17 protein-coding genes and 2 tRNA genes are annotated in these 17,988 nt (G+C 65.9%); 13 read left to right on the forward strand and 6 right to left on the reverse strand.

All coding sequences use genetic code 11. From position 1 onward, the window contains the following. Window positions 1–47 precede the first annotated feature (47 nt). The 3 genes from orn (at window position 48) to EB836_RS09180 (ending at window position 2,864) form a co-directional block, all read left to right on the forward strand. Entirely contained in the window at window positions 48–653 is a 606-nt protein-coding gene (orn, locus tag EB836_RS09170; RefSeq protein ID WP_276606433.1) for an oligoribonuclease, read from the forward strand. A 142-nt stretch (window positions 654–795) separates the two neighbouring features. Continuing rightward, window positions 796–1,179, forward strand: a complete 384-nt coding sequence (locus tag EB836_RS09175; protein WP_135539623.1) for a metalloregulator ArsR/SmtB family transcription factor — start codon at window positions 796–798, stop codon at window positions 1,177–1,179. Then, on the forward strand, window positions 1,176–2,864 hold the full coding sequence (locus EB836_RS09180; protein ID WP_135539625.1) for a SulP family inorganic anion transporter: 1,689 nt from the start codon (window positions 1,176–1,178) through the stop codon (window positions 2,862–2,864). Before EB836_RS09175 ends, EB836_RS09180 begins: the two co-directional genes overlap by 4 nt. Before the next feature lie 25 nt (window positions 2,865–2,889). Here the strand turns inward: EB836_RS09180 and EB836_RS09185 are convergent, their stop codons facing one another. Further along, on the reverse strand, window positions 2,890–3,810 hold the full coding sequence (locus EB836_RS09185) for a hypothetical protein (RefSeq protein ID WP_135539626.1): 921 nt from the start codon (window positions 3,808–3,810) through the stop codon (window positions 2,890–2,892). Between the two features lie 95 nt (window positions 3,811–3,905). On the opposite strand from EB836_RS09185, the gene EB836_RS09190 reads away from it, so the two are divergent. Both EB836_RS09190 and EB836_RS09195 read left to right on the forward strand, forming a co-directional pair. Continuing rightward, complete coding sequence (locus EB836_RS09190) at window positions 3,906–4,640, forward strand: DUF2993 domain-containing protein (protein WP_135539628.1); 735 nt, start codon at window positions 3,906–3,908, stop codon at window positions 4,638–4,640. Beyond that, window positions 4,637–6,145 (forward strand): SulP family inorganic anion transporter, encoded by a 1,509-nt coding sequence (locus tag EB836_RS09195; RefSeq protein ID WP_135539630.1) that lies wholly within the window; start codon window positions 4,637–4,639, stop codon window positions 6,143–6,145. The genes EB836_RS09190 and EB836_RS09195 overlap by 4 nt, the downstream gene beginning before the upstream one ends. Before the next feature lie 80 nt (window positions 6,146–6,225). Here EB836_RS09195 and EB836_RS09200 read toward each other — a convergent pair whose 3' ends face one another. Both EB836_RS09200 and EB836_RS09205 read right to left on the reverse strand, forming a co-directional pair. Then, entirely contained in the window at window positions 6,226–6,960 is a 735-nt protein-coding gene (locus EB836_RS09200) for a hypothetical protein (RefSeq protein ID WP_135539632.1), read from the reverse strand. Between the two features lie 83 nt (window positions 6,961–7,043). After that, window positions 7,044–7,970 (reverse strand): hypothetical protein, encoded by a 927-nt coding sequence (locus EB836_RS09205; protein ID WP_135539634.1) that lies wholly within the window; start codon window positions 7,968–7,970, stop codon window positions 7,044–7,046. 111 nt (window positions 7,971–8,081) lie between these two features. Between EB836_RS09205 and EB836_RS09210 the strand changes: the two genes are divergently transcribed. Together EB836_RS09210 and EB836_RS09215 are read left to right on the forward strand one after the other, a co-directional pair. Beyond that, window positions 8,082–9,413 (forward strand): glutaminase, encoded by a 1,332-nt coding sequence (locus EB836_RS09210; RefSeq protein ID WP_135539636.1) that lies wholly within the window; start codon window positions 8,082–8,084, stop codon window positions 9,411–9,413. 74 nt (window positions 9,414–9,487) lie between these two features. Continuing rightward, the gene (locus EB836_RS09215; protein WP_135539638.1) at window positions 9,488–10,309 is read left to right on the forward strand and encodes a siderophore-interacting protein; all 822 of its coding nucleotides are present in this window, start codon (window positions 9,488–9,490) and stop codon (window positions 10,307–10,309) included. A gap of 27 nt (window positions 10,310–10,336) precedes the next feature. Here the strand turns inward: EB836_RS09215 and EB836_RS09220 are convergent, their stop codons facing one another. The 3 genes from EB836_RS09220 to EB836_RS09230 form a co-directional block, all read right to left on the reverse strand. After that, complete coding sequence (locus EB836_RS09220; protein WP_135539640.1) at window positions 10,337–11,260, reverse strand: dihydrodipicolinate synthase family protein; 924 nt, start codon at window positions 11,258–11,260, stop codon at window positions 10,337–10,339. Between the two features lie 84 nt (window positions 11,261–11,344). Then, window positions 11,345–12,223: a ribokinase gene (locus tag EB836_RS09225; RefSeq protein WP_167854405.1), complete on the reverse strand. Its 879-nt coding sequence runs from the start codon at window positions 12,221–12,223 to the stop codon at window positions 11,345–11,347. 79 nt (window positions 12,224–12,302) lie between these two features. Then, window positions 12,303–12,375: transfer RNA gene (locus tag EB836_RS09230), tRNA-His, on the reverse strand. A 227-nt stretch (window positions 12,376–12,602) separates the two neighbouring features. On the opposite strand from EB836_RS09230, the gene EB836_RS09235 reads away from it, so the two are divergent. The 6 genes from EB836_RS09235 to EB836_RS09265 all read left to right on the forward strand — a co-directional run bounded on the left by EB836_RS09235 (window position 12,603) and on the right by EB836_RS09265 (window position 17,744). Then, window positions 12,603–14,234 (forward strand): hypothetical protein, encoded by a 1,632-nt coding sequence (locus tag EB836_RS09235; RefSeq protein ID WP_135539643.1) that lies wholly within the window; start codon window positions 12,603–12,605, stop codon window positions 14,232–14,234. Window positions 14,235–15,125: 891 nt separating this feature from the next. Beyond that, window positions 15,126–16,016, forward strand: a complete 891-nt coding sequence (locus EB836_RS09245; protein ID WP_135539647.1) for a hypothetical protein — start codon at window positions 15,126–15,128, stop codon at window positions 16,014–16,016. Window positions 16,017–16,108: 92 nt separating this feature from the next. Next, window positions 16,109–16,831, forward strand: coding sequence for an ASCH domain-containing protein (locus tag EB836_RS09250; protein ID WP_135539649.1), 723 nt, complete (start codon window positions 16,109–16,111; stop codon window positions 16,829–16,831). 96 nt (window positions 16,832–16,927) lie between these two features. Further along, the gene (locus EB836_RS09255) at window positions 16,928–17,215 is read left to right on the forward strand and encodes a DUF3618 domain-containing protein (protein WP_135539651.1); all 288 of its coding nucleotides are present in this window, start codon (window positions 16,928–16,930) and stop codon (window positions 17,213–17,215) included. Next, a complete protein-coding gene (locus EB836_RS09260) occupies window positions 17,208–17,528 on the forward strand; it encodes a co-chaperone GroES (RefSeq protein ID WP_135539653.1) in 321 nt (106 codons plus the stop codon). The genes EB836_RS09255 and EB836_RS09260 overlap by 8 nt, the downstream gene beginning before the upstream one ends. Window positions 17,529–17,668: 140 nt before the next feature. Further along, window positions 17,669–17,744, forward strand: a tRNA-Lys gene (locus EB836_RS09265). Window positions 17,745–17,988 lie beyond the last annotated feature (244 nt).

Raw genomic sequence — 17,988 nt, forward strand, 5'->3', positions numbered from 1 at the left:
ACCGCCCCGAGATGCCCCGAACCTCTGCCGTGGCCTAAGCTGGGCGGGTGAGCAACGACAGAATTGTGTGGATCGACTGCGAAATGACCGGCCTCGACGAGGTCAGAGACGAACTCATCGAGGTGGCCGCGATCGTCACCGATTTCGAGCTCAATCGCCTCGACGACGGCATCGACATCGTCATCAAGCCCTCCGCCGAGGCGCGGGCGAACATGAACGAGTTCGTCACGAACATGCACACCACCTCCGGCCTGATCACCGAGCTCGACTCCGGCACGACCGTCGCCGAGGCGCAGCAGCGGGTCCTCGAATACGTGAAGAAGCATGTCCCTGAGTCGGGCAAGGCTCCGCTGGGCGGCAATTCCGTGGGCACCGACAAGGTGTTCCTCACCAAGCAGATGCCCGAACTCGTCGGACACCTGCACTACCGGATCATCGACGTCTCCTCGATCAAGGAACTGAGCAAGCAGTGGTTCCCCCGCGCCTACTTCCAGGCGCCGGCCAAGCACGGCGGTCACCGCGCGCTCGGTGACATCATCGACTCGATCATCGAGCTCCAGTACTACCGGAAGGCCGTGTTCTCCGCCGAGGGCCCGAGCTCCGACGAGGCGAAGGCCATCGCCGCCGAAGTCGCCGCGGACAGCACCAGCTGAGCGCTCCCGAGCCGTCCGTCCGCTGACCGCGTTCGACGCGGCACCGCGCATTCTCGGCCCGTCGCCCTCCGAGGCCGGTTCGAGTGCACAGCCTGAGATCGGTTCGCGTGCACGGCCTCGTCCGTGACATGATGATTCCATCATGCCATTAGATCAACGTCAGCGCCCCCTCTACGAGGTCAAGGCGAACCTGTTCAAGGGACTCGCCCATCCCTATCGGATCCGCATCCTCGAACTCCTTGCCGACGGGACCGAAGTCAGCGTCGCCGATCTGCAGTCCGAGACCGAGCTCGAGGCCTCTCACCTGTCCCAGCATCTGGCGGTGCTGCGGCGGCACCGCCTCGTGGTGTCCGAACGCCGGGCCAGCCACGTCTACTACCGCCTCGCCGATCGCCGCACCGAACAGCTGCTCGCCGTCGCCCGGGCCCTGCTCGTCTCGATGCTCGAAGACGATGAGGGACGCTTGGCGCAGGCGAGGTCCCTGCCGCAGATCGCGGGCGGAGCCGCGAAGGGGTCGCAGTCGTGAGCGCACCGAACGGCACCTCGGCTCGGGTGGGATCGGTCCTGCGACACACGCGGTCGCTGCTTCCCTCGTTCCGTGACTACAGCGAGACGACGCGCTCCTGGCCGAAGGACCTCCTCGCCGGAGTCACCGTCGGCATCGTGGCCCTGCCGCTGGCCCTCGGCTTCGGCGTCAGCTCGGGTCTGACGGCGGAGCAGGGGCTGGTCACCGCCATCGTCGCCGGCTTCCTCGCCGCCGTCTTCGGCGGCTCTCACATCCAGATCTCCGGGCCGACCGGAGCGATGGCGGTCGTGCTCGTGCCCATCGTCGCCAGCCAGGGAGCTTCGGCGGTCGTCGCCGTGACCCTCATCGCCGGCATCATCGTCGTCGCCGCGGGCCTGCTCCGTCTGGGACGCGCGGTGTCGTTCATCCCGTGGCCGGTGATCGAGGGATTCACCCTCGGCATCGCCGCGATCATCTTCCTCCAGCAGGTCCCCTTCGTCACCACGGCGCAGGAATCGCTGCCCGGCGAACACAGCACGAACGCCCTCGTCGCCGCGACCCAGCTGATCACCGAGGCCGATTGGACCTATGCGCCCTATTCGCTGGCGGCGGTGGGCATCGTCGTCGTGTGCATGGTCGTCTCCCCGAAGATCCACCCCTCGATCCCCGGGTCCCTGGTGGGCATCATCATCGTCACCGTCCTCGCAGCACTCATCCCCAACCCCCTGGCCACGATCGGCACGATCCCCCAGTCGCTGCCTGCCCCCTCGATCCCCTCCATCGACCTCAGCCAGATCGCAGGACTGCTGCCGGCGGCCGGAACCATCGCCGCGCTGGCCGCGATCGAATCGCTGCTCTCGGTTCGGGTCGCCGCGTCGATGTCGGACTCCGGGGCCTACCATCCGGACCGGGAACTCGTCGGGCAGGGCATCGCCTCGATCGGTTCCTCACTGTTCGGCGGCATGCCCGCCACCGGTGCGATCGCCCGCACCTCGGTCAATATCCGAGCGGGCGGACGCACTCGTCTGGCCTCGATCGTCCACGCCCTCGTCCTGCTCGTCATCGTCCTCATCGCGGCCGCACCCGTCGGGCAGATCCCGCTCGCCGCCCTCGGCGGAGTCCTCTTCGTCACGGCTGTGCGGATGATCCACCTGTCGACGCTGCGCGCGATCATGCTCTCGACCCGCTCGGATGCCATCGGCTTCATCGTCACCGCACTCATCACGATCTCCTTCGACCTCATCGTGGCCGTGGGGATCGGCATGGTCGTCGCCGCGGTCTTCGCCCTGCGCAATCTCTCCCGGGCCACCGGCGTGACGATCGAACGCGTCGAGGATGAGGCGGACCCGCACTTCGGAGATCAGTCGATCGCCATCGTCCGCTTCGACGGCCCGCTGTTCTTCGCCTCCTCGGACCGGGTCTTCGACGAAGTCACGAAACTCGACGAGGTGGTCGTGGTGGTCCTGCGCATGTCCCAGCTCGAACTCGTCGATGCCACGGGCGCACGCATCCTCTCCGAGGTGGTCCGTGCCTTCGAACGCCGCGGAATCACCGTCCTCATCAAGGGCGTGAAAACCGGTCACGTCGAACTGTTCCGACATGTCGGGGTGCTCGGCGCGCTGCGCCATCACAAGCACCTCTTCGACGACCTGCCGACCGCGATCGAACACGCCCGTTCGCATGTTGAGCGCGCCGCGAAGCTCTGAGGCTCCCCGGCGCGGGAGGGTCGGCTCAGCCGGCCTTCTTCGCCGGCTGAGCGAAGATCGTCGCGGGGAAGGCCCCGGACTGCGCAAAGACCTTGATCAGCGTCCGCGTCGGTGAGAGCAGCGCCGCGATCTCCTCATCGCTGAGCACCGACCAGGCCGCTGCCACGGTGCCGTCGGTGAGCGCTTCGACCTGGTCCTTGAGCTCACGTCCCGCCTCGGTGATGGCGGGCAGGTCGAACCCGCGGTCGTCCGTGCCCACGGTGATCAGCCCCGCCTCGGCGAGCCGAGACTGTGCGGTCTGCCATTCCTCATCGGTGTAGCCGCGGGTCTTCTGCGCCGCACGCGGGCGGAATGAGGCCCCGGTGGCGACATCGAGCATGAGCGCGTCGATGCCGGGAACACCGGCGGTGACGAGCGAGGCGACGTGGCCGTCACCGCGGAATTCGCGTGCGACGGTGGCCACGTCCCACAGCCGTTCGAAGGCGGTGGCAGGCTCGTGGCGGCCGATGACGTCGGCGGTGGCCGCGGCCAGGGTCCGCCCGGAGAAGTCCATGGCGGCGAGCACGGGGGTCAGCGTTTCGGTGATCTGGGTGGCCGCCTCGGTGAGCAGGGCGATGTCGTCGCGGTCACCGAAGAGTTCGGCCATATAGGCGCTCACGGCGTCGAAGCGGGCCTGGACCATCTCCTCCGGACTCACCCGCTCCCACAGGCGCGGCAGCATCTCGGCGACGAAGTTCGGCGAATAGTTGTAGTACGCAGCGCTGACGACCCCGGGATTCACCCGGCCCAGGGGTGCCGAGCGGGCCGCCATATTCCCTTCGACTCCCGGTTCGAGTCCGTGCTCGGCATATTCGGCGCCGACCGTCGACGAGAAGTAGATCGAAGAGTGGAAGGAGTTGATGCGGGCGGAGACCGTCCTGATGTCCTGTGTGCGCTGGGATTCCATATCGTCATCCTAGAGCCGGCACCGTCCCAGGTAAATGAGTGCGCACAGGCGACCGGCGGATGCCGCCCGAACGCGAGTGCGGGAGAATGGAGCCCATGACTACGGCCAGAACCCTCGAATACCCGCAGCCGCAGAACGGCCGCCCACCGCGGCGGCGCCGGACGACGATCATCGTCTCCGCGATCGTCATCGTCCTCACCCTCATCATCGGGGCCATCGCCGCCGATCGGGTCGTCGACTACATGACCGAGCAGCGCATCGCGAAGAGCCTCGAGTCCTACGGGGACGCCGAGGTGGCGGTCGAAGGCTTCCCGGTGCTCACCCAGATGGCGGCCGGCAAGCTCGATACGGTGCACATCACCGCCGCCGAGGCGAACTACGAGGGCGTCGACTTCGCCGATGTCGATGCGAAGCTCTACGACGTGCCCACCGACACCTCGCGTCCCGTCGGCACCGTCGACGCCACTGCGGTCCTGCCCCACTCCACCCTCGATGAGCTCGCCGCCGAGCACGCTTCGCTGCCGGAGGGCATGGAGTTCACCACCGACGACGGTGAGCTCGCCCTCAAGGGCTCGATGTTCGGTCAGGATCTGCTCGTCGGCATCGACCCGAAGGCCGACGGCAGGCGTGCAGTGGTCAACGCATCGACGATTCGGCTCGGTTCGGCTGAGTTCTCCCTCGACCGGTTGCCCGGGTTCCTCACCTCGGCGATCTCCGATATCGTCATCGACCTCGATTTCCTGCCCGCCGGACTCGAACTCACCGACATCACGGCCACGGAGGCGGGGCTGAAGGTCCGGCTGCACGGCACCGGGGTCAGCCTGGAATGACGACACCTCTTCCCGCCGCGACGGACGACGACTCTTCGCGCTGGCGACCCGATCCCTCCGTGCGCACCGCGCTGACCTCGCCACGGCTGCTCACCCGCGAGGTCCTCGCCGGCCTCGTCGTCGGACTCGCCCTCATCCCCGAGGCGATCGCGTTCTCGATCATCGCCGGGGTCGACCCGAAGGTCGGCCTGTTCTCCGCGTTCATCATGGCCACCTCGATCGCCTTCCTCGGCGGCAGACCGGCCATGATCTCGGCGGCGACCGGGGCAGTGGCCCTCGTCATCGCCCCGGTGGCTCGGGAGCACGGCATGGACATGTTCATCGCCACCGTCATGCTCGCCGGAGTCTTCCAGATCCTGCTCGCCGTCGCCGGTGTCGCGAAGCTCATCCGCTTCATCCCCCGCAGCGTCATGGTCGGGTTCGTCAACGCTCTGTCCATCCTCGTCTTCGCCGCCCAGCTGCCCCATGTCATCGGAGTGCCGTGGCTGGTCTACCCGCTGCTGGCGATCGGCGTCGCGGTCCTCGTCTTCATGCCGAAACTGACGAAGGTCGTGCCCGCTCCGCTGGTGACGATCGTGCTCATCACCGGCATCGCCGTCGTCTTCGCCATCGACGTCCCCACCGTCAGCGACCAAGGCGAACTGCCGCGCAGCCTGCCCGAACTCTTCATCCCCCACGTGCCGCTGACCTGGCAGACTCTGTCGACGATCGCCCCGTACTCCCTGGCGATGGCTCTGGTCGGACTGATGGAATCGCTCATGACGGCCAAACTCGTCGACGAGATCACCGACACCCACTCGAACAAGACGCGCGAATCCTGGGGCCAAGGGGCTGCGAACATGATCTCCGGCCTCTTCGGCGGGATGGGCGGCTGCGCAATGATCGGGCAGACGATGATCAACGTCCGCGCTTCGGGAGCCCGAACCCGGATCTCGACGTTCATGGCCGGTGCGTTCCTGCTCGTCTTCGTCGTCGTCCTCGGAGACATCGTCGGCATGATCCCCATGGTCGCGCTCGCAGCGATCATGATGATGGTCTGCTTCGACACCTTCGACTGGCATTCGGTGCGTCCCTCCACTCTGCGGATGCTTCCGAAGTCCGAGACCTTCGTCATGGTGGCCACCGTCGCGGTCGTCGTCGCCACCGGCAACCTCGCCATCGGCGTCGTCGCCGGCGTCTTCGTGGCCAGCGTGCTCTTCGTCCGCCGCGTCGCCCACTTCGTCACCGTCGAACGAACAGTCACCGAGGCGACGGCTCACTACACGGTCCGCGGCGAGCTCTTCTTCGCGTCGTCGAACGATCTGACCACCCAGTTCCGCTACGTCCTCGATCCCGGCCGGGTCGTCATCGATATGAGCGAATCGCATGTCTGGGATGCCTCGAGCGTGGCCGCCCTCGACGCGATCGTGACGAAATACGAAGCCTTGGGCACGAGTGTGAAGATCGTCGGAATGAATGAGTACACCGAGACTCTGCACGCGCGACTCTCCGGAGGGCTCGGGTAGATCGGTCCCGGCTGCAGTCGGCCGCGGACGGCAGCGAGGACCCGCGGCGGCGAAGGTCGGCCCGGGAGTGATCCTGCGGGTCAGGGATCGATGACGGGATCGGCCAGTTCCCTCGGATCGGCGTCGAGCGTGATCCGCACGGCGTCGATGCTCTGACCATCGCGCAGCAGGTCCTCACCGTCCACGGTCCACCTCTCACCTGCCCTCTCCCCGCAGGGCTGACCGTGCGGCGCCAGCTCCTCACAGTCGACACCGGTGATCGGCACCTCGGATTCGATGATGACCTCACCCCGGTCCAGAGGTCGGAAATACACGACCACGCCCGACTCCCCGCCCGCATCTTCTGCCTCCGGGCCGTTCTCTTCTCGCCCCGTCTGCGCCGGGACCGCGGCACCGGAGACTGCGTAGTCGAGCACTCCCCTGTGGAGCCCGGGATCGAGCTCTCCGGTGGAGAAGCCGATGTCCACGGAATGCAGGTGCTTGTCCACGCCGGCCTCACCGGGAGCCGAATCGATGCTGCCCTGCGGCTGCGAATACTCCGCCCGCAGGTGGGGCGGCAGCGGGGATTCGGTGTCGGGCAGACGGAACCCGTCGTAGATCTCACCACCGAACGTCCAACTGGTCGGCAGCGCAAGATCGAACTGCGTGTCCATCCGCACCGTGTAGCTGCCGTCGGCGGCGATGCTCACCGTATGCGTCGCCTTCTTGCTCCGCATCGGGTTCGGGGCCGCATCCGCACCGCGGGGCAGAAGCCCGACGACGATCATCACGACTGCGGCCGCCGATAGGATCAGGGCAGGCAGCGTGGACACCATGCGTCCGATTCGGCGGGCAGATCCGAGTCGGAGGCCCGGCCCGGTTCGTCGGCCAGGTCGCAGTTGTCGTTCACTCACTGCCGTCAGCCTCTGCTGTAGGGACGGGCCGCAGGCACGGTCATGCCTTCCGGCGGTGCGAACGCGACGACGTCGATGTTCTTGCCGTAGCTTCTTCTCACGATCAGCCGACTGCTGTGCTCTCGCTCATCGCCGCTGTGAGGTGCGGTGCCATCATGGGTCGTCGACTCCTCGTCGGTGTTCGACTCCTCGTCTGGGTGCGCATCATCGACCTGTGCGAAGTCGTTGTCCGTGCAGTCGTTCATGAGGTCGAAATCGGTATTCGACACCGGGCAGTACAGCGGCCCGTCGGTGTCGATCGACAGCGTGTGCGTCGTCGTGGTCGTCCTCCCCGCACCGAGTGTGGGCACGGGAAGAACGAGGAACTCCTCCCCTTCCACCGTCAGGAAGACCTTGTCGAGGACGTAGCTGAGCTCGACGACGTGGCGTCCCTCACCCCATGTCGTCGGCATCCCGTCAGCATCCTGCGGACGGAACGAGAAATGAGCCGAGGGGTAGTCGAAGCCCTCCTCGCGTTTCGTCTCGACGTCGATGTCGAGGTCTCCCGCCGTCTTCGGCGACTCCCGGGTCGACCCCTCCTCTGTGCTCAGCTCCACCCCGGTGACCTCGGATGCTTCGGGCATCATCCGCAAACGGCTGCCACTGGCCGGCTTCCGCCCCAGACCGGCGGAGCTGATCCACAGCCCCACCGCATCATCGCCTTCGGGCGGTGTTTCGAAGCTCATCCGCTGACGGATGGTCAGCGTGCCGTCTGTGGACGGGGCCGCCTCGGTGAGGATCTCCACCGGGGTCAGCGCGGTCTCGGGCAGGAGCTGGGACTGTCCCCGGGGTGCCGTGTACCGGATGATCGACGCGACGACGAGGACGGCGACGATGATGACGGCCACGGCCGAGACTGCGAGCCCGATGAGGAACAGCTTGGTCCGGGTCATGGTCCCACCGTATGATCGAGCGCGGTGCCGGGGGTGCGACAACCGGTGCCAGACCTGGAACATCCCTTGGCCGCGGCCGCGCGGACAACCACAACTGCTGCAGGAGGTGCTATGCGATCGCCCATCCCGGATTTCCTCGATGAGACGCTCGACCGTTTCCGTCCCGATCGGTCCGGAGAGAATGCGGACTACATCCCGGATCTCGCCGCGGCCGATTCGGAGAAGCTCGCGATCTGCATCTCCACCCTCGACGGCATCGAATACACCGCCGGGGACGCCGATCACGAATTCTCCATCCAGTCGATGTCGAAGCCCTTCATCTACGGGCTCGCCCTCGAACAGGAAGGCTTGGCCGGGGTCTTCGAGAAGGTCGGCGTCGAACCCAGCGGTGAGAAGTTCAACGAGCTCTCACTCGACAAGATGTCGGGCAAACCGCTCAACCCGATGATCAACGCCGGTGCGATGACCATCCACTCCATCATCGGCGATCCGGGCGCCAGCCTGGCCGAACGCACCGAGATCGTTCGTGCGGGCCTCTCGCGCTTCGCCGGCCGGGAGCTGACCATCGACGAGAACGTCGCCGACGGCGAATGGCGCGAGGCCTACCGCAATGTCGCGATCGCGAACATGCTCCGGTCCTACGACATCTTCTACGACGACCCCGACGAGGTCGTCCGCGGCTACATCGAGCAGTGCTCCATCCTCGTGACCGTCAAGGACCTCGCGATCATGGCCTCGACCCTGGCCGGCGGCGGCCTCAACCCGCTCACCGGGGAGCAGGTGCTCTCTCCCCGAGTCAACCGGCAGGTGCTCGCGGTGATGATGACCTGCGGCATGTACGACGCCGCCGGCGACTGGATGACAGAGATCGGGATCCCCGCCAAGAGCGGCGTCTCCGGCGGAGTCTTCGGAGTCATGCCCGGTCAGGTCGGCATCTCCACGTTCTCTCCGCGCTTGGACAAGCACGGCACGAGCGTGCGGGGGGCGAAGATCTTCCAAGACCTCTCCGACCGGTTGAGCCTGCACATCATGGACGCCCCAGAACCGGCACGCTCGATCATCCGCCGCGACCGCCGTTTCGTCGACGGTCAGGGCAAGACAGTCCGTATCTGCAGCCTGCAGGGACTCATCCAGTGGAGCGGTTCGGAGAACGTGCTGCGGGCCATGGACGAACCGGAATCGAGCACGGACACGTTCGTGCTCGACCTGCGACGGGTCAACGAGATCAACTCGGTGGCCCGGACCATGCTCACCGAGGCCCTGTCCCGCCTCGAGGACGAAGGCACCCGAGTGGTGCTCATGGACCCCGACGACATGATGCAGTGCAAGGGTCCGAACTCGGCGCTGCCGGGCGTGACGATCCTCGATTCGCTCAAATCCGTCAAGGGGCTCAAGCGCATCCGTGACGACCGCCGCCGGGAGATGGCCGAACGCTCCCGGTGACCGTACCCGGCCGTGGACACCACAAGGGTGTTTGATAAGGTGAGCCTAACCGAATCGCTGGAGAAAGGCCGTTGATGACGACCGCACCGACCACACCCGAACGCACTGCCCGACCGGCCCGCCCGCAGGCGATCCTCACCGTCCTCGACGTCACCGAGGTCACGCCGAACCTGGTGCGGGTCCGCCTCGGCGGAGATGACACCTTCGACAACATCACCTCGAACGATGCGACCGACAAGTACGTCAAGCTCCTCTTCGCCGACCCCGCCCACGGTCTCGTTCCGCCCTACGACCTCACCGAGCTGCGCGAACAGGCGCCGGAGAAGCTGCCGAGCCGCCGCACCTACACGATCCGCGAGATCGATGTGGACGAGAAATGGCTGAGCATCGACTTCGTCATCCACGATGCCGACGGCATCGCCGGTCCGTGGGCGAAGGCCGCCGCTCCCGGTGACACGCTCGTCCTCGTCGGCGCCGGAGGCAAGTACGCTCCCGCCGCCGAATCCGACTGGCACCTCATCATCGCCGACCACTCGGCGATTCCCGCAGTGAGTTCGGCGATCGAGGCGATGCCCGCCGAGGCGCGCGGTGTCATCGTCGCCTATGTCGCCGAGGCGGCCGACCGTGTGCTGCCCGAGGCACCGGCCGGCATCGACGTGAAGTGGGTGGAATCGTACGAGGAGCTCATCAGCAGCGTGCAGGAACTCGACTGGCTGCCGGGCACCCCGCAGGTCTTCGCCCACGGCGAGCGCGAGAGGGTCAAGGCGATCCGGAAGATCCTCAAGGAACGCGAGGTGCCGAGGGAGGCACTGTCGATCTCGGCATACTGGGCCAGCGGCCGCGCCGAAGACCAGTTCCAAGCCGAGAAGCGCGAACCCATCGGCAAGATCGACTGAGTCGCCCCGGCCGCGACCGAACCGGGCTCAGGCGAGATCGAGGCGGTCGGCCACCTCGGCGACCTTGAGTTTCGCATCCGCGTCGAGGTCCTGGATCGGCAGAGGCAGACTGTTCGCACCCACAAGACCGAGGTGCTCGGCGATGCATGCGCTCACTCGCAGGCTGCCGCCGAACTCGGTGAAGAGGTCCCACAGCGGCTGGAGTTCGGCGGAGAGCTCACGCGCGATATCGGCGTTGCCGAGTTCGGCCGCGCGGGTGATCTCGAGCATCGGCTCGGGCAGGGTGCCGCCGACAGCCGTGTACCAGGCATCGCAGCCGGCGTTGAGCCCCTCGGCGCCGAACGCGTCGCCGGAGATGCCGATCGACACCTCATTGCCGACGGCCGCGCGGATCTCCCCGATGCGCTCGTCCCAACCCGATGGCGAGAGCGCGAACCCCGGAATCTTGATCGACGCCACACCGTCGAGCGCGGCCAGGCGGGCGTACAGCTCGGTGGAGAAGGTGAAGTGCGTGGTGCCCGGATTGTCGTAGACGACGATCGGCAGGTCGGTGGAGGACGCAACGGTGCCGAAGAGTTCGAAGACCTCGTCGTCGGTCAGGGGCTGATAGCTCACGGGAGCGAGGAGAAGTCCCTGTGCCCCGGCCGCCTCGGCGGAGGCGACATTGGCCAGCACGTCTCTCGTCCGCAGCGCCCCGACGCCGACGAGGACGGGGATGTCGAGAGCGGATTCGACCGTCAGCTGCGCGACTCGGGCGCGCTCCTGCCCGTCGAGGTAGGCATACGACCCTGTCGACCCGAGCGCGGTGATCGAATCGACACCGGCGAGGACGAGCCTTTCGACGAGTCCGATGAAGGCCTCCTCATCCAGTTCTTCGCCGCGCATCGGGGTGAGCGGGAAGGCGCTCAGTCCGGTGAACACAGACGGGTCGTAGGCGGGTGTCCTCGTCATTGGTCCTCCTCGAGGGGTGGGATGGTTCACGGGCGGTCGGGAGTGCGCGGGTCTGCGCCGGCGCGGTCCCTGTGGCCGTGACGGTCACTCGGGTTCGTCCGATTCCAGTCTGCCAGGTCGCTCGCGGCCCGGCAGGTACGTCTCGAAGCGATCGAACTCCGGCTGTGCTGAGATGTCCTCGACGGCCGCGGAACCGACGGCGTTCGCCGCCTGCAGCGCCGCCTCGGGGCCGAGCCCGGACCGCAGCCCGATGGTCAGGGCCGCGCAGAAGGCGTCCCCGGCTCCCACGGTGCTCACGGGAATCGCCGGGACCGCCTCGGCGAACGCGATCTGCGTGCCACGCGCCACCAGTGCCGAACCGCGAGCACCATAGGTCACGGCCACGAGCTTCGCGTCCTGCAGCTGCGGCAGGAGGGAGTATTCGGTTTCGTTGACGATGAGGAGATCGGCACGGTCGACCACCTCGGCGGGCAGGGGCTGGGCGGGTGCGGCGTTGACGGCGAGGAAGCCGGGCACACGGTCGGCGAGTTCGGTGATGAGGTCCATGGAGATCTCGAGCTGCGTGAGCACGGCCTCACTCTTCGCGAATTCCACGCCGTCGAGGCCGACCAGGGCATTCGCGCCCTCGCACACGGCGATCTGGTTCTCACCGGCGGCGTCGACGATGATGAGCGCGGTCCCGGTCTCTGCGTCCACCTCGGCGATATCAGAGACGTCGACCCCGGCTCTGCGCAGAGCCTGCAGCATCGCCTGACCTTCGGCGTCGGCACCGACCGCGCCGATCATTCGGGTGCGCGCACCGAGGCGTGCCGCCGCGGCGGCCTGGTTCGCGCCCTTGCCTCCGGGCGAACGGCTCAGCCGGCCGCCGCCGATGGTCTCTCCGGCGGCGGGCAGTCGGGCGGTGGTGGCGGTGATATCGGCGTTGATGCTGCCGACGATCGTCAGGGAGCAGTCGATGGTCATGTCCACCATTATGAACTGCGGGAACGGCAGAAGCCCCGTGATCCTTAATCTCCCAAGGCTCACGGGGCTTCCCGATCGGGGTGAGTAACGGGACTTGAACCCGCGACATCCGCGACCACAACGCGGCGCTCTACCAGCTGAGCTATACCCACCACATGCGCTGCACCACTGGTGCAGACAGCAAGATATATCCTAACCTCACCCACTCGACGCGGGCAAACTCGGGCCGCCCATTGCGGACAATGAGACGCAGATCTCCTCACATGCAACGATTCAGTAGCGTTGTATAACGGTTTCAGAAAACTGGTAGGAGCAGTCCTCGACATTCATTAGGATTGGTTCGGCCCTGTCCTCGACAACCTCCCAAGGAACCCTGTACATGACTCGTGCGTTGATCTCCGTCTCTGAAGACGAGTTCACCTATATCTCCCTCAATGGGGCGACGAGTCGCTATTCGGACATCGGGGAGGCCATCTCGTACCTCGGCGACTATGCCCGAGAAACCGCCACTCCCCTGACCGTGACGATCGACGACGGCGAGAAGAAGACCGAAATCTCCATCGATGCGCATGGCAAAGTCGGATCCGCACCGAAGCCTGCGACCGGCGGCGATGCAGCACCGCCCGAGGTCGGGACAGCCGATACCGCGGCCACCGACCAATCCCCCGCCGGCGCCGAGGCGGCCGCGAGCACATCTGCCGACGCGGCGGCAGGGCAGACGGAGCCACCGAATTCCGACAATGACGGCTATCCGCAGGGCACCCCGTTCTCCGGCCCGGCCGCTCCCGCAGCGCCGAAGGTGAAGAAGACCCGGGTGCGCAAACACTCTTCTCGCAGCCGCCCGCAGCGGCTGAAGAAGATCACCGTTCCGGGTCTCGTCCTCATCGGCATGGCGATCCTCATGATCGGCGCATTCGTCGTGCCCAATATCGTCCCCGTCGACTCCGACGACACCCCGCAGACGATCGGTTCGGAACAGCAGGTCAATCCGGCCTCAGAACTCTCCGTCGACAAGACCCGCGACGTCGTGCCGAGCTTCGACAACTCCCCGGTCTGGGAAGCCAAGGTGCCCAAGCGCGCTTCGGTCACCGCCTCCGATCGCGGCATCCTCCTCGTCGACAAGGGCAGGCTCGAAGTCCTCGACTCCGATACCGGCAAGACTCGTTACAAAGCCAAGATCAACGAGTCTCCGACCTTCGCCGTCGACACCATCATCGATGGCCGCCCGGCCCTGCTGTGGCAGTCCGGCGACACCGCCGAGGCGCTCTTCGACGGAGACAAGAAGCCGAAGTCCTACCAGCTTCCCAAGGATGCTCGCATCACCTCGGCCGGCAAGAGCGTGCTCATCAAATCCGGCAACAAGCTGTCGACCTTCGGCGCCGACGGGTTGGAGAACGTGCCGACCCCACAGGCGGGTTCGACCCCGATGGCCATCGACAACGATGAGCTCTTCAGCTCCGACTGGCACGGCCCGGTCAAGGCGAAGAACATCAAGACCGGTGCCGAACGCAACATCAAACTCGAACGCCCCGCCGACGGATTCCAGATCATCGACTGGATCTCGGCCGGCCACGGCAAGACCATCACCCTGTGGGGCGAGCAGGGCGCCTCGACGAATTCGGGCCACCGGATCCAGCTCGTCGTCCACTCCCTCGAAGACGGCTCCATCCTCTCGACCGTGACGACGACGACCGACATCGTCGGCGAGAAGACGTGGGTCCGCGGCCAAGCCGGCAAACGCGCCTACATCGGCCCCTACCTCTTCGACCTGCAGTCGGGCCTGCTGCTCATGGACGTCTCCAGCCGAGACATCCACCTCTCCGAACCGCGCGGCACGATCGTGCCCTGCACAATGGACACCAGCACTTCCTGCCTGCTCGCCGGCAAGCAGGCGTTCAAGACCGACACCGACCTGCTTGCAGTCGTCGACGACGGCAACGAAGCCTTGGTGCTCGGTGACGACTCCACCGTTCGGGCCTACCCGAAGAAGTCGGAGGCTCACGATCGCTGAGCCGCCCCTCGCCCCGGCAGCACGCCACGGCGAATCACCCCCGAGGCTTTTACACATCTGTTCAAGATATTAAGATGGCAACGACCTGCCTGCCCGTCATGTCCCCTTGACCGAATGAAGTCGGAATCCCCACCGCGAAGGAACGAAGTGCCAGCAATACGCCAGTTCAACCGCAGAATCGCCGCTATCGGCGCTGCGTTTGCCCTGGCAGCACTCCCTGTTTCCAGCACGATCACCCCCGCATTCGCCGAGCCGGATCCGACCCCTTCCGCCGAATCAGGTGCGGCAGGCACAGCCGACACCGAGGCGGCCAGCAGTGCCGATGCGGACGATTCCTCCGGTGCCGACGAGGGCAGCTCCGACACCGGATCCTCGAAGAACGAGGGCTCCAGCACCGACAACGGGGTCACCGAGGTCGAAGGCGAGACTGAAGCCGGGGGCAGTTCCGATCCGGATCCCGACTACGACACGGCATGCAAGGCCCCTGAAAAAGACGAGCCGGTTCCGGGCACAGACGGGCCGTGCGAGACCGATGAACCGCTCCCAGCAAGCTGGGACGAAGACAACCAGACTTTGCGAGTTCCCTCACCCGCGAATGAACCGGGCAGCATGCCTCAGAGTTGGGAGAAGGAGAAATTCAAACTTCGGAAGAGACAGCCAGTTCGTCTTCCGGTCCAAGGGGCCTCGGACTCTGCCTCCAAAGACTCCTCGCAATCGACTAGCCAAGGCAACAGCACCGATGACAGCGGGACTCCTCTGCCTTCCGCGGCCACTCAGACAAATGTTCCAGATGACCTGATGCTCCGTTCAGACGGCTTTGTTGTGCCTGCAAGCGGCGGAGAACCGGTACGTTTCACCGGGTTCACAGACGACCCCGATTGGGAATTCAATGTGAAGGACGGGAAAGTCACGGTCGTCTCCGGTCATGAGTACCCGGACTCCGATGACGGGTCCTCAAGCAATGAAGCAGATGGATCCGAGAACGGAACTGCAGGCTCAGAAGCGAACAAGGATGGGTCCGACAGCGCCTCTCCTACCGCTGGGGATAACGCGAAGTCCACCGCTGACAGCGATTCGTCGAACTCTGCGGACAAAGACTCCGACGGGGCCCGTGCCGACAGCGACAACGGCAGCGATTCCGAGAGTGCTTCTTCCGCCAGCAAGACATCTGCAGGCAACGATAGCGACACTTCGACGGACTCCGATTTCAAGAGTCAGGGAAACTCGTCGTCCGACAAAGACGCCGACGGACGCAACTCGAACTCCGACACCGATTCGCGGGCCGAGGCATCAGGCAACAGTGACTCCGAAGGCTCCGCATCCGATTCGGACTCAGGGAAAGACAAAGACAAGGACTCAGGCAAAGACAACGAGAAGGACTCGGACAAGGACGGTTCCGGCTCCACGCTCGGCACGTCCGACGCCGACGGCACCACTCCTGACCCCTCGAACGGCAACGGCTCGCAGGACGGGCGAGAAACCATCCCCGGCACCACCGGCGACGAATGGCTGCCCGGAGACGAGGACTCCGAACACCAACCGGACTACTCCGACCCGGTACCGCGCAACCCCGACGAGCCTGCCCCCAAAGACGACTCCGATCTCATCACCGGCGGCGACCAACCCTCCCCGCGGGCCAATCAGCACCCGGCGACCTCATTCGGCGAGTCCATCATCTCCACGATCGTGAGCTCCTGGCCGGTCTTCGTCCTCGCCGCCTCGGGCATGGCCGCGGTCGGCTTCATCATCTACCTCATGGGACGTCGCGGAAAGCAGGACTGAGGCCGGCCGCGGAAGTGGTCCGGCCGCCTCGGTGAGCGATTTCTTCTCCTCGACCCGGTCCGATCCGGCATTCCTCGCCTAAGATCGCTGACATGGATCTCTTCGACTCCGAACTGCGCGTGATCGCCGCGGCCGAGGACCTCGCGCGGACGCTCGGAGCCGACGCGAACCACACCGTCGCCGCGGCCGCGATGGACACGACCGGCCGCATCCACACCGGGGTCAACGTGGACCACTTCACCGGCGGACCCTGCGCGGAACTCGTGATGATCGGCAGCGCCGCGGCCGCAGGAGCGGGCCCGCTGGTCACCATCGCCGCGGTCGGCGACCACGACCGAGGACTGCTCGCACCGTGCGGACGCTGCCGGCAGGTCATCCTCGACCTCCACCCCGACGCCCTCGTGGCGATCCCCGACAAAGCCACCGGCGAGCGGTCGATCGCGCCGATCCCCGCGCTCCTCCCCCACGCCTACCGCCACCCCGACGCAGCACCGATGCGGCTGCTGCGCTTCAACGCCCGCTACCGCGAGGCGGTCATGGACGGAACGAAGACACTGACTGTGCGCTGGAACGAAGCCCATCGCACGGGTTCCGCACTGGCCTATTTCGAGGGCACCGAGCACGGTGCCGTCCCCGTGAGCATCACCTCGGTGACGGCAGAACGACTCAGCGAACTCAGTGCAGCAGACCTCGAACTCAGCCGACCCGGCGGCCTGGACCGCTATCGTGCGAACCTCCGCGACCACTACCCGGCCATGCCGGACGACGCAATCGTCGAAATCGTAAGATTCCGTCGAACCGCGCCCGATATCTGACACTCACTGTGCCCAGCCGCTAAGCTGGACAGCGAAGCACTGTGGCACAAGGTCACAGGCGCAAGAATGCATTCTCGACCGGGAGGACTCGACCCGATGACTGACAACGTCTACACCTCAGATGTGACCGTCGACCAGGCAACACCTGCACAGCTCGCGGAGTCAATCCGTCTGCGTGAGGAACGCATCGCGGACAACATCGACGAGCTCGTCGGCCGCATCCACCCGAAGGTGCTCGCGACGCGCGCCGTCAACAAGGCGAAGTCAGAGGTCGTCGAGGAAGACGGTTCACCCAAGCCCGAGATCATTGCGCTCGGTGCAGGCGCCGTGCTCGGCGTTGCTGCTCTCATCGTCGGCCTGTCCGGTCGGGGCAAGCGTGGCTGATGCCGCTCTGCCGATCCGGATGCTCCATGACCGGATCCTGCTCGAACCCGGCGCGGAAGCCGGTGAGCGCAAATCCTCGGCGGGCATCGTCATCCCCGCCACCGCCAGCATGGGCCGGCGCCTCGTCTGGGGCAGGGCCGTGGCGGCGGGCCCGCACGTGAGGCAGGCCAACCTCGGCGACACCGTCCTCTACGACCCCGAAGAGCTCGCCGAGGTGGAGCTCGAGGGGCGGGTCTATGTGCTCCTGCGTGAGCGCGACGTCCACGCGATCGCCGAACCTGCCGAGCAGTCCAGTTCCGGCATGTATCTGTGACGTTCCGGGCTGTCCCGCTGCGGGCCTCTGACCAGGGGCTTGCGACCTTCATCACAAAATCGGACGGGGGCCGATCTCGGTTTGCATGATCGGCGAACACCTGAGTAATATTAATTCTCGTTGCGCAACATGTGCGGCACGCACCTCTAGCTCAATTGGTAGAGCAACTGACTCTTAATCAGTGGGTTCCGGGTTCGAGTCCCGGGGGGTGCACCACAGAGCGAGAACCGCCATTCGGATGATCCGGGTGGCGGTTCTTCGTCATTCACACCGGCAGTCGACTCTGCCGGATGGCACTCATCTGCGGGTTATAGGCCAAAATGTGTGTATGGTCAGGGCGTGTCGATGCTGGTTCTCACCGGGTTCTGCCGCCCCAGCCCTTCTGGATCCCATTGCCATCCTCGACGCTGAATCCCGTCCCGTAGAGAAGATTCGTCTCCTCTCGGCCCGTGTCGGGTTT

It is taken from the genome of Brevibacterium sp. S111, from assembly GCF_004745075.1.
In the GTDB taxonomy this organism is placed as follows: domain Bacteria; phylum Actinomycetota; class Actinomycetes; order Actinomycetales; family Brevibacteriaceae; genus Brevibacterium.

What these genes read in the sequence shown, in the direction of transcription:
- EB836_RS09175 (WP_135539623.1), top strand. Translation starts at nt 796, where the DNA reads ATGCCATTAGATCAACGTCAGCGCCCCCTCTACGAGGTCAAGGCGAAC.
- EB836_RS09185 (WP_135539626.1), bottom strand. Translation starts at nt 3,810, where the DNA reads ATGGAATCCCAGCGCACACAGGACATCAGGACGGTCTCCGCCCGCATC.
- EB836_RS09190 (WP_135539628.1), top strand. Translation starts at nt 3,906, where the DNA reads ATGACTACGGCCAGAACCCTCGAATACCCGCAGCCGCAGAACGGCCGC.
- EB836_RS09195 (WP_135539630.1), top strand. Translation starts at nt 4,637, where the DNA reads ATGACGACACCTCTTCCCGCCGCGACGGACGACGACTCTTCGCGCTGG.
- EB836_RS09200 (WP_135539632.1), bottom strand. Translation starts at nt 6,960, where the DNA reads ATGGTGTCCACGCTGCCTGCCCTGATCCTATCGGCGGCCGCAGTCGTG.
- EB836_RS09205 (WP_135539634.1), bottom strand. Translation starts at nt 7,970, where the DNA reads ATGACCCGGACCAAGCTGTTCCTCATCGGGCTCGCAGTCTCGGCCGTG.
- EB836_RS09210 (WP_135539636.1), top strand. Translation starts at nt 8,082, where the DNA reads ATGCGATCGCCCATCCCGGATTTCCTCGATGAGACGCTCGACCGTTTC.
- EB836_RS09215 (WP_135539638.1), top strand. Translation starts at nt 9,488, where the DNA reads ATGACGACCGCACCGACCACACCCGAACGCACTGCCCGACCGGCCCGC.
- EB836_RS09220 (WP_135539640.1), bottom strand. Translation starts at nt 11,260, where the DNA reads ATGACGAGGACACCCGCCTACGACCCGTCTGTGTTCACCGGACTGAGC.
- EB836_RS09225 (WP_167854405.1), bottom strand. Translation starts at nt 12,223, where the DNA reads ATGACCATCGACTGCTCCCTGACGATCGTCGGCAGCATCAACGCCGAT.
- EB836_RS09235 (WP_135539643.1), top strand. Translation starts at nt 12,603, where the DNA reads ATGACTCGTGCGTTGATCTCCGTCTCTGAAGACGAGTTCACCTATATC.
- EB836_RS09250 (WP_135539649.1), top strand. Translation starts at nt 16,109, where the DNA reads ATGGATCTCTTCGACTCCGAACTGCGCGTGATCGCCGCGGCCGAGGAC.
- EB836_RS09255 (WP_135539651.1), top strand. Translation starts at nt 16,928, where the DNA reads ATGACTGACAACGTCTACACCTCAGATGTGACCGTCGACCAGGCAACA.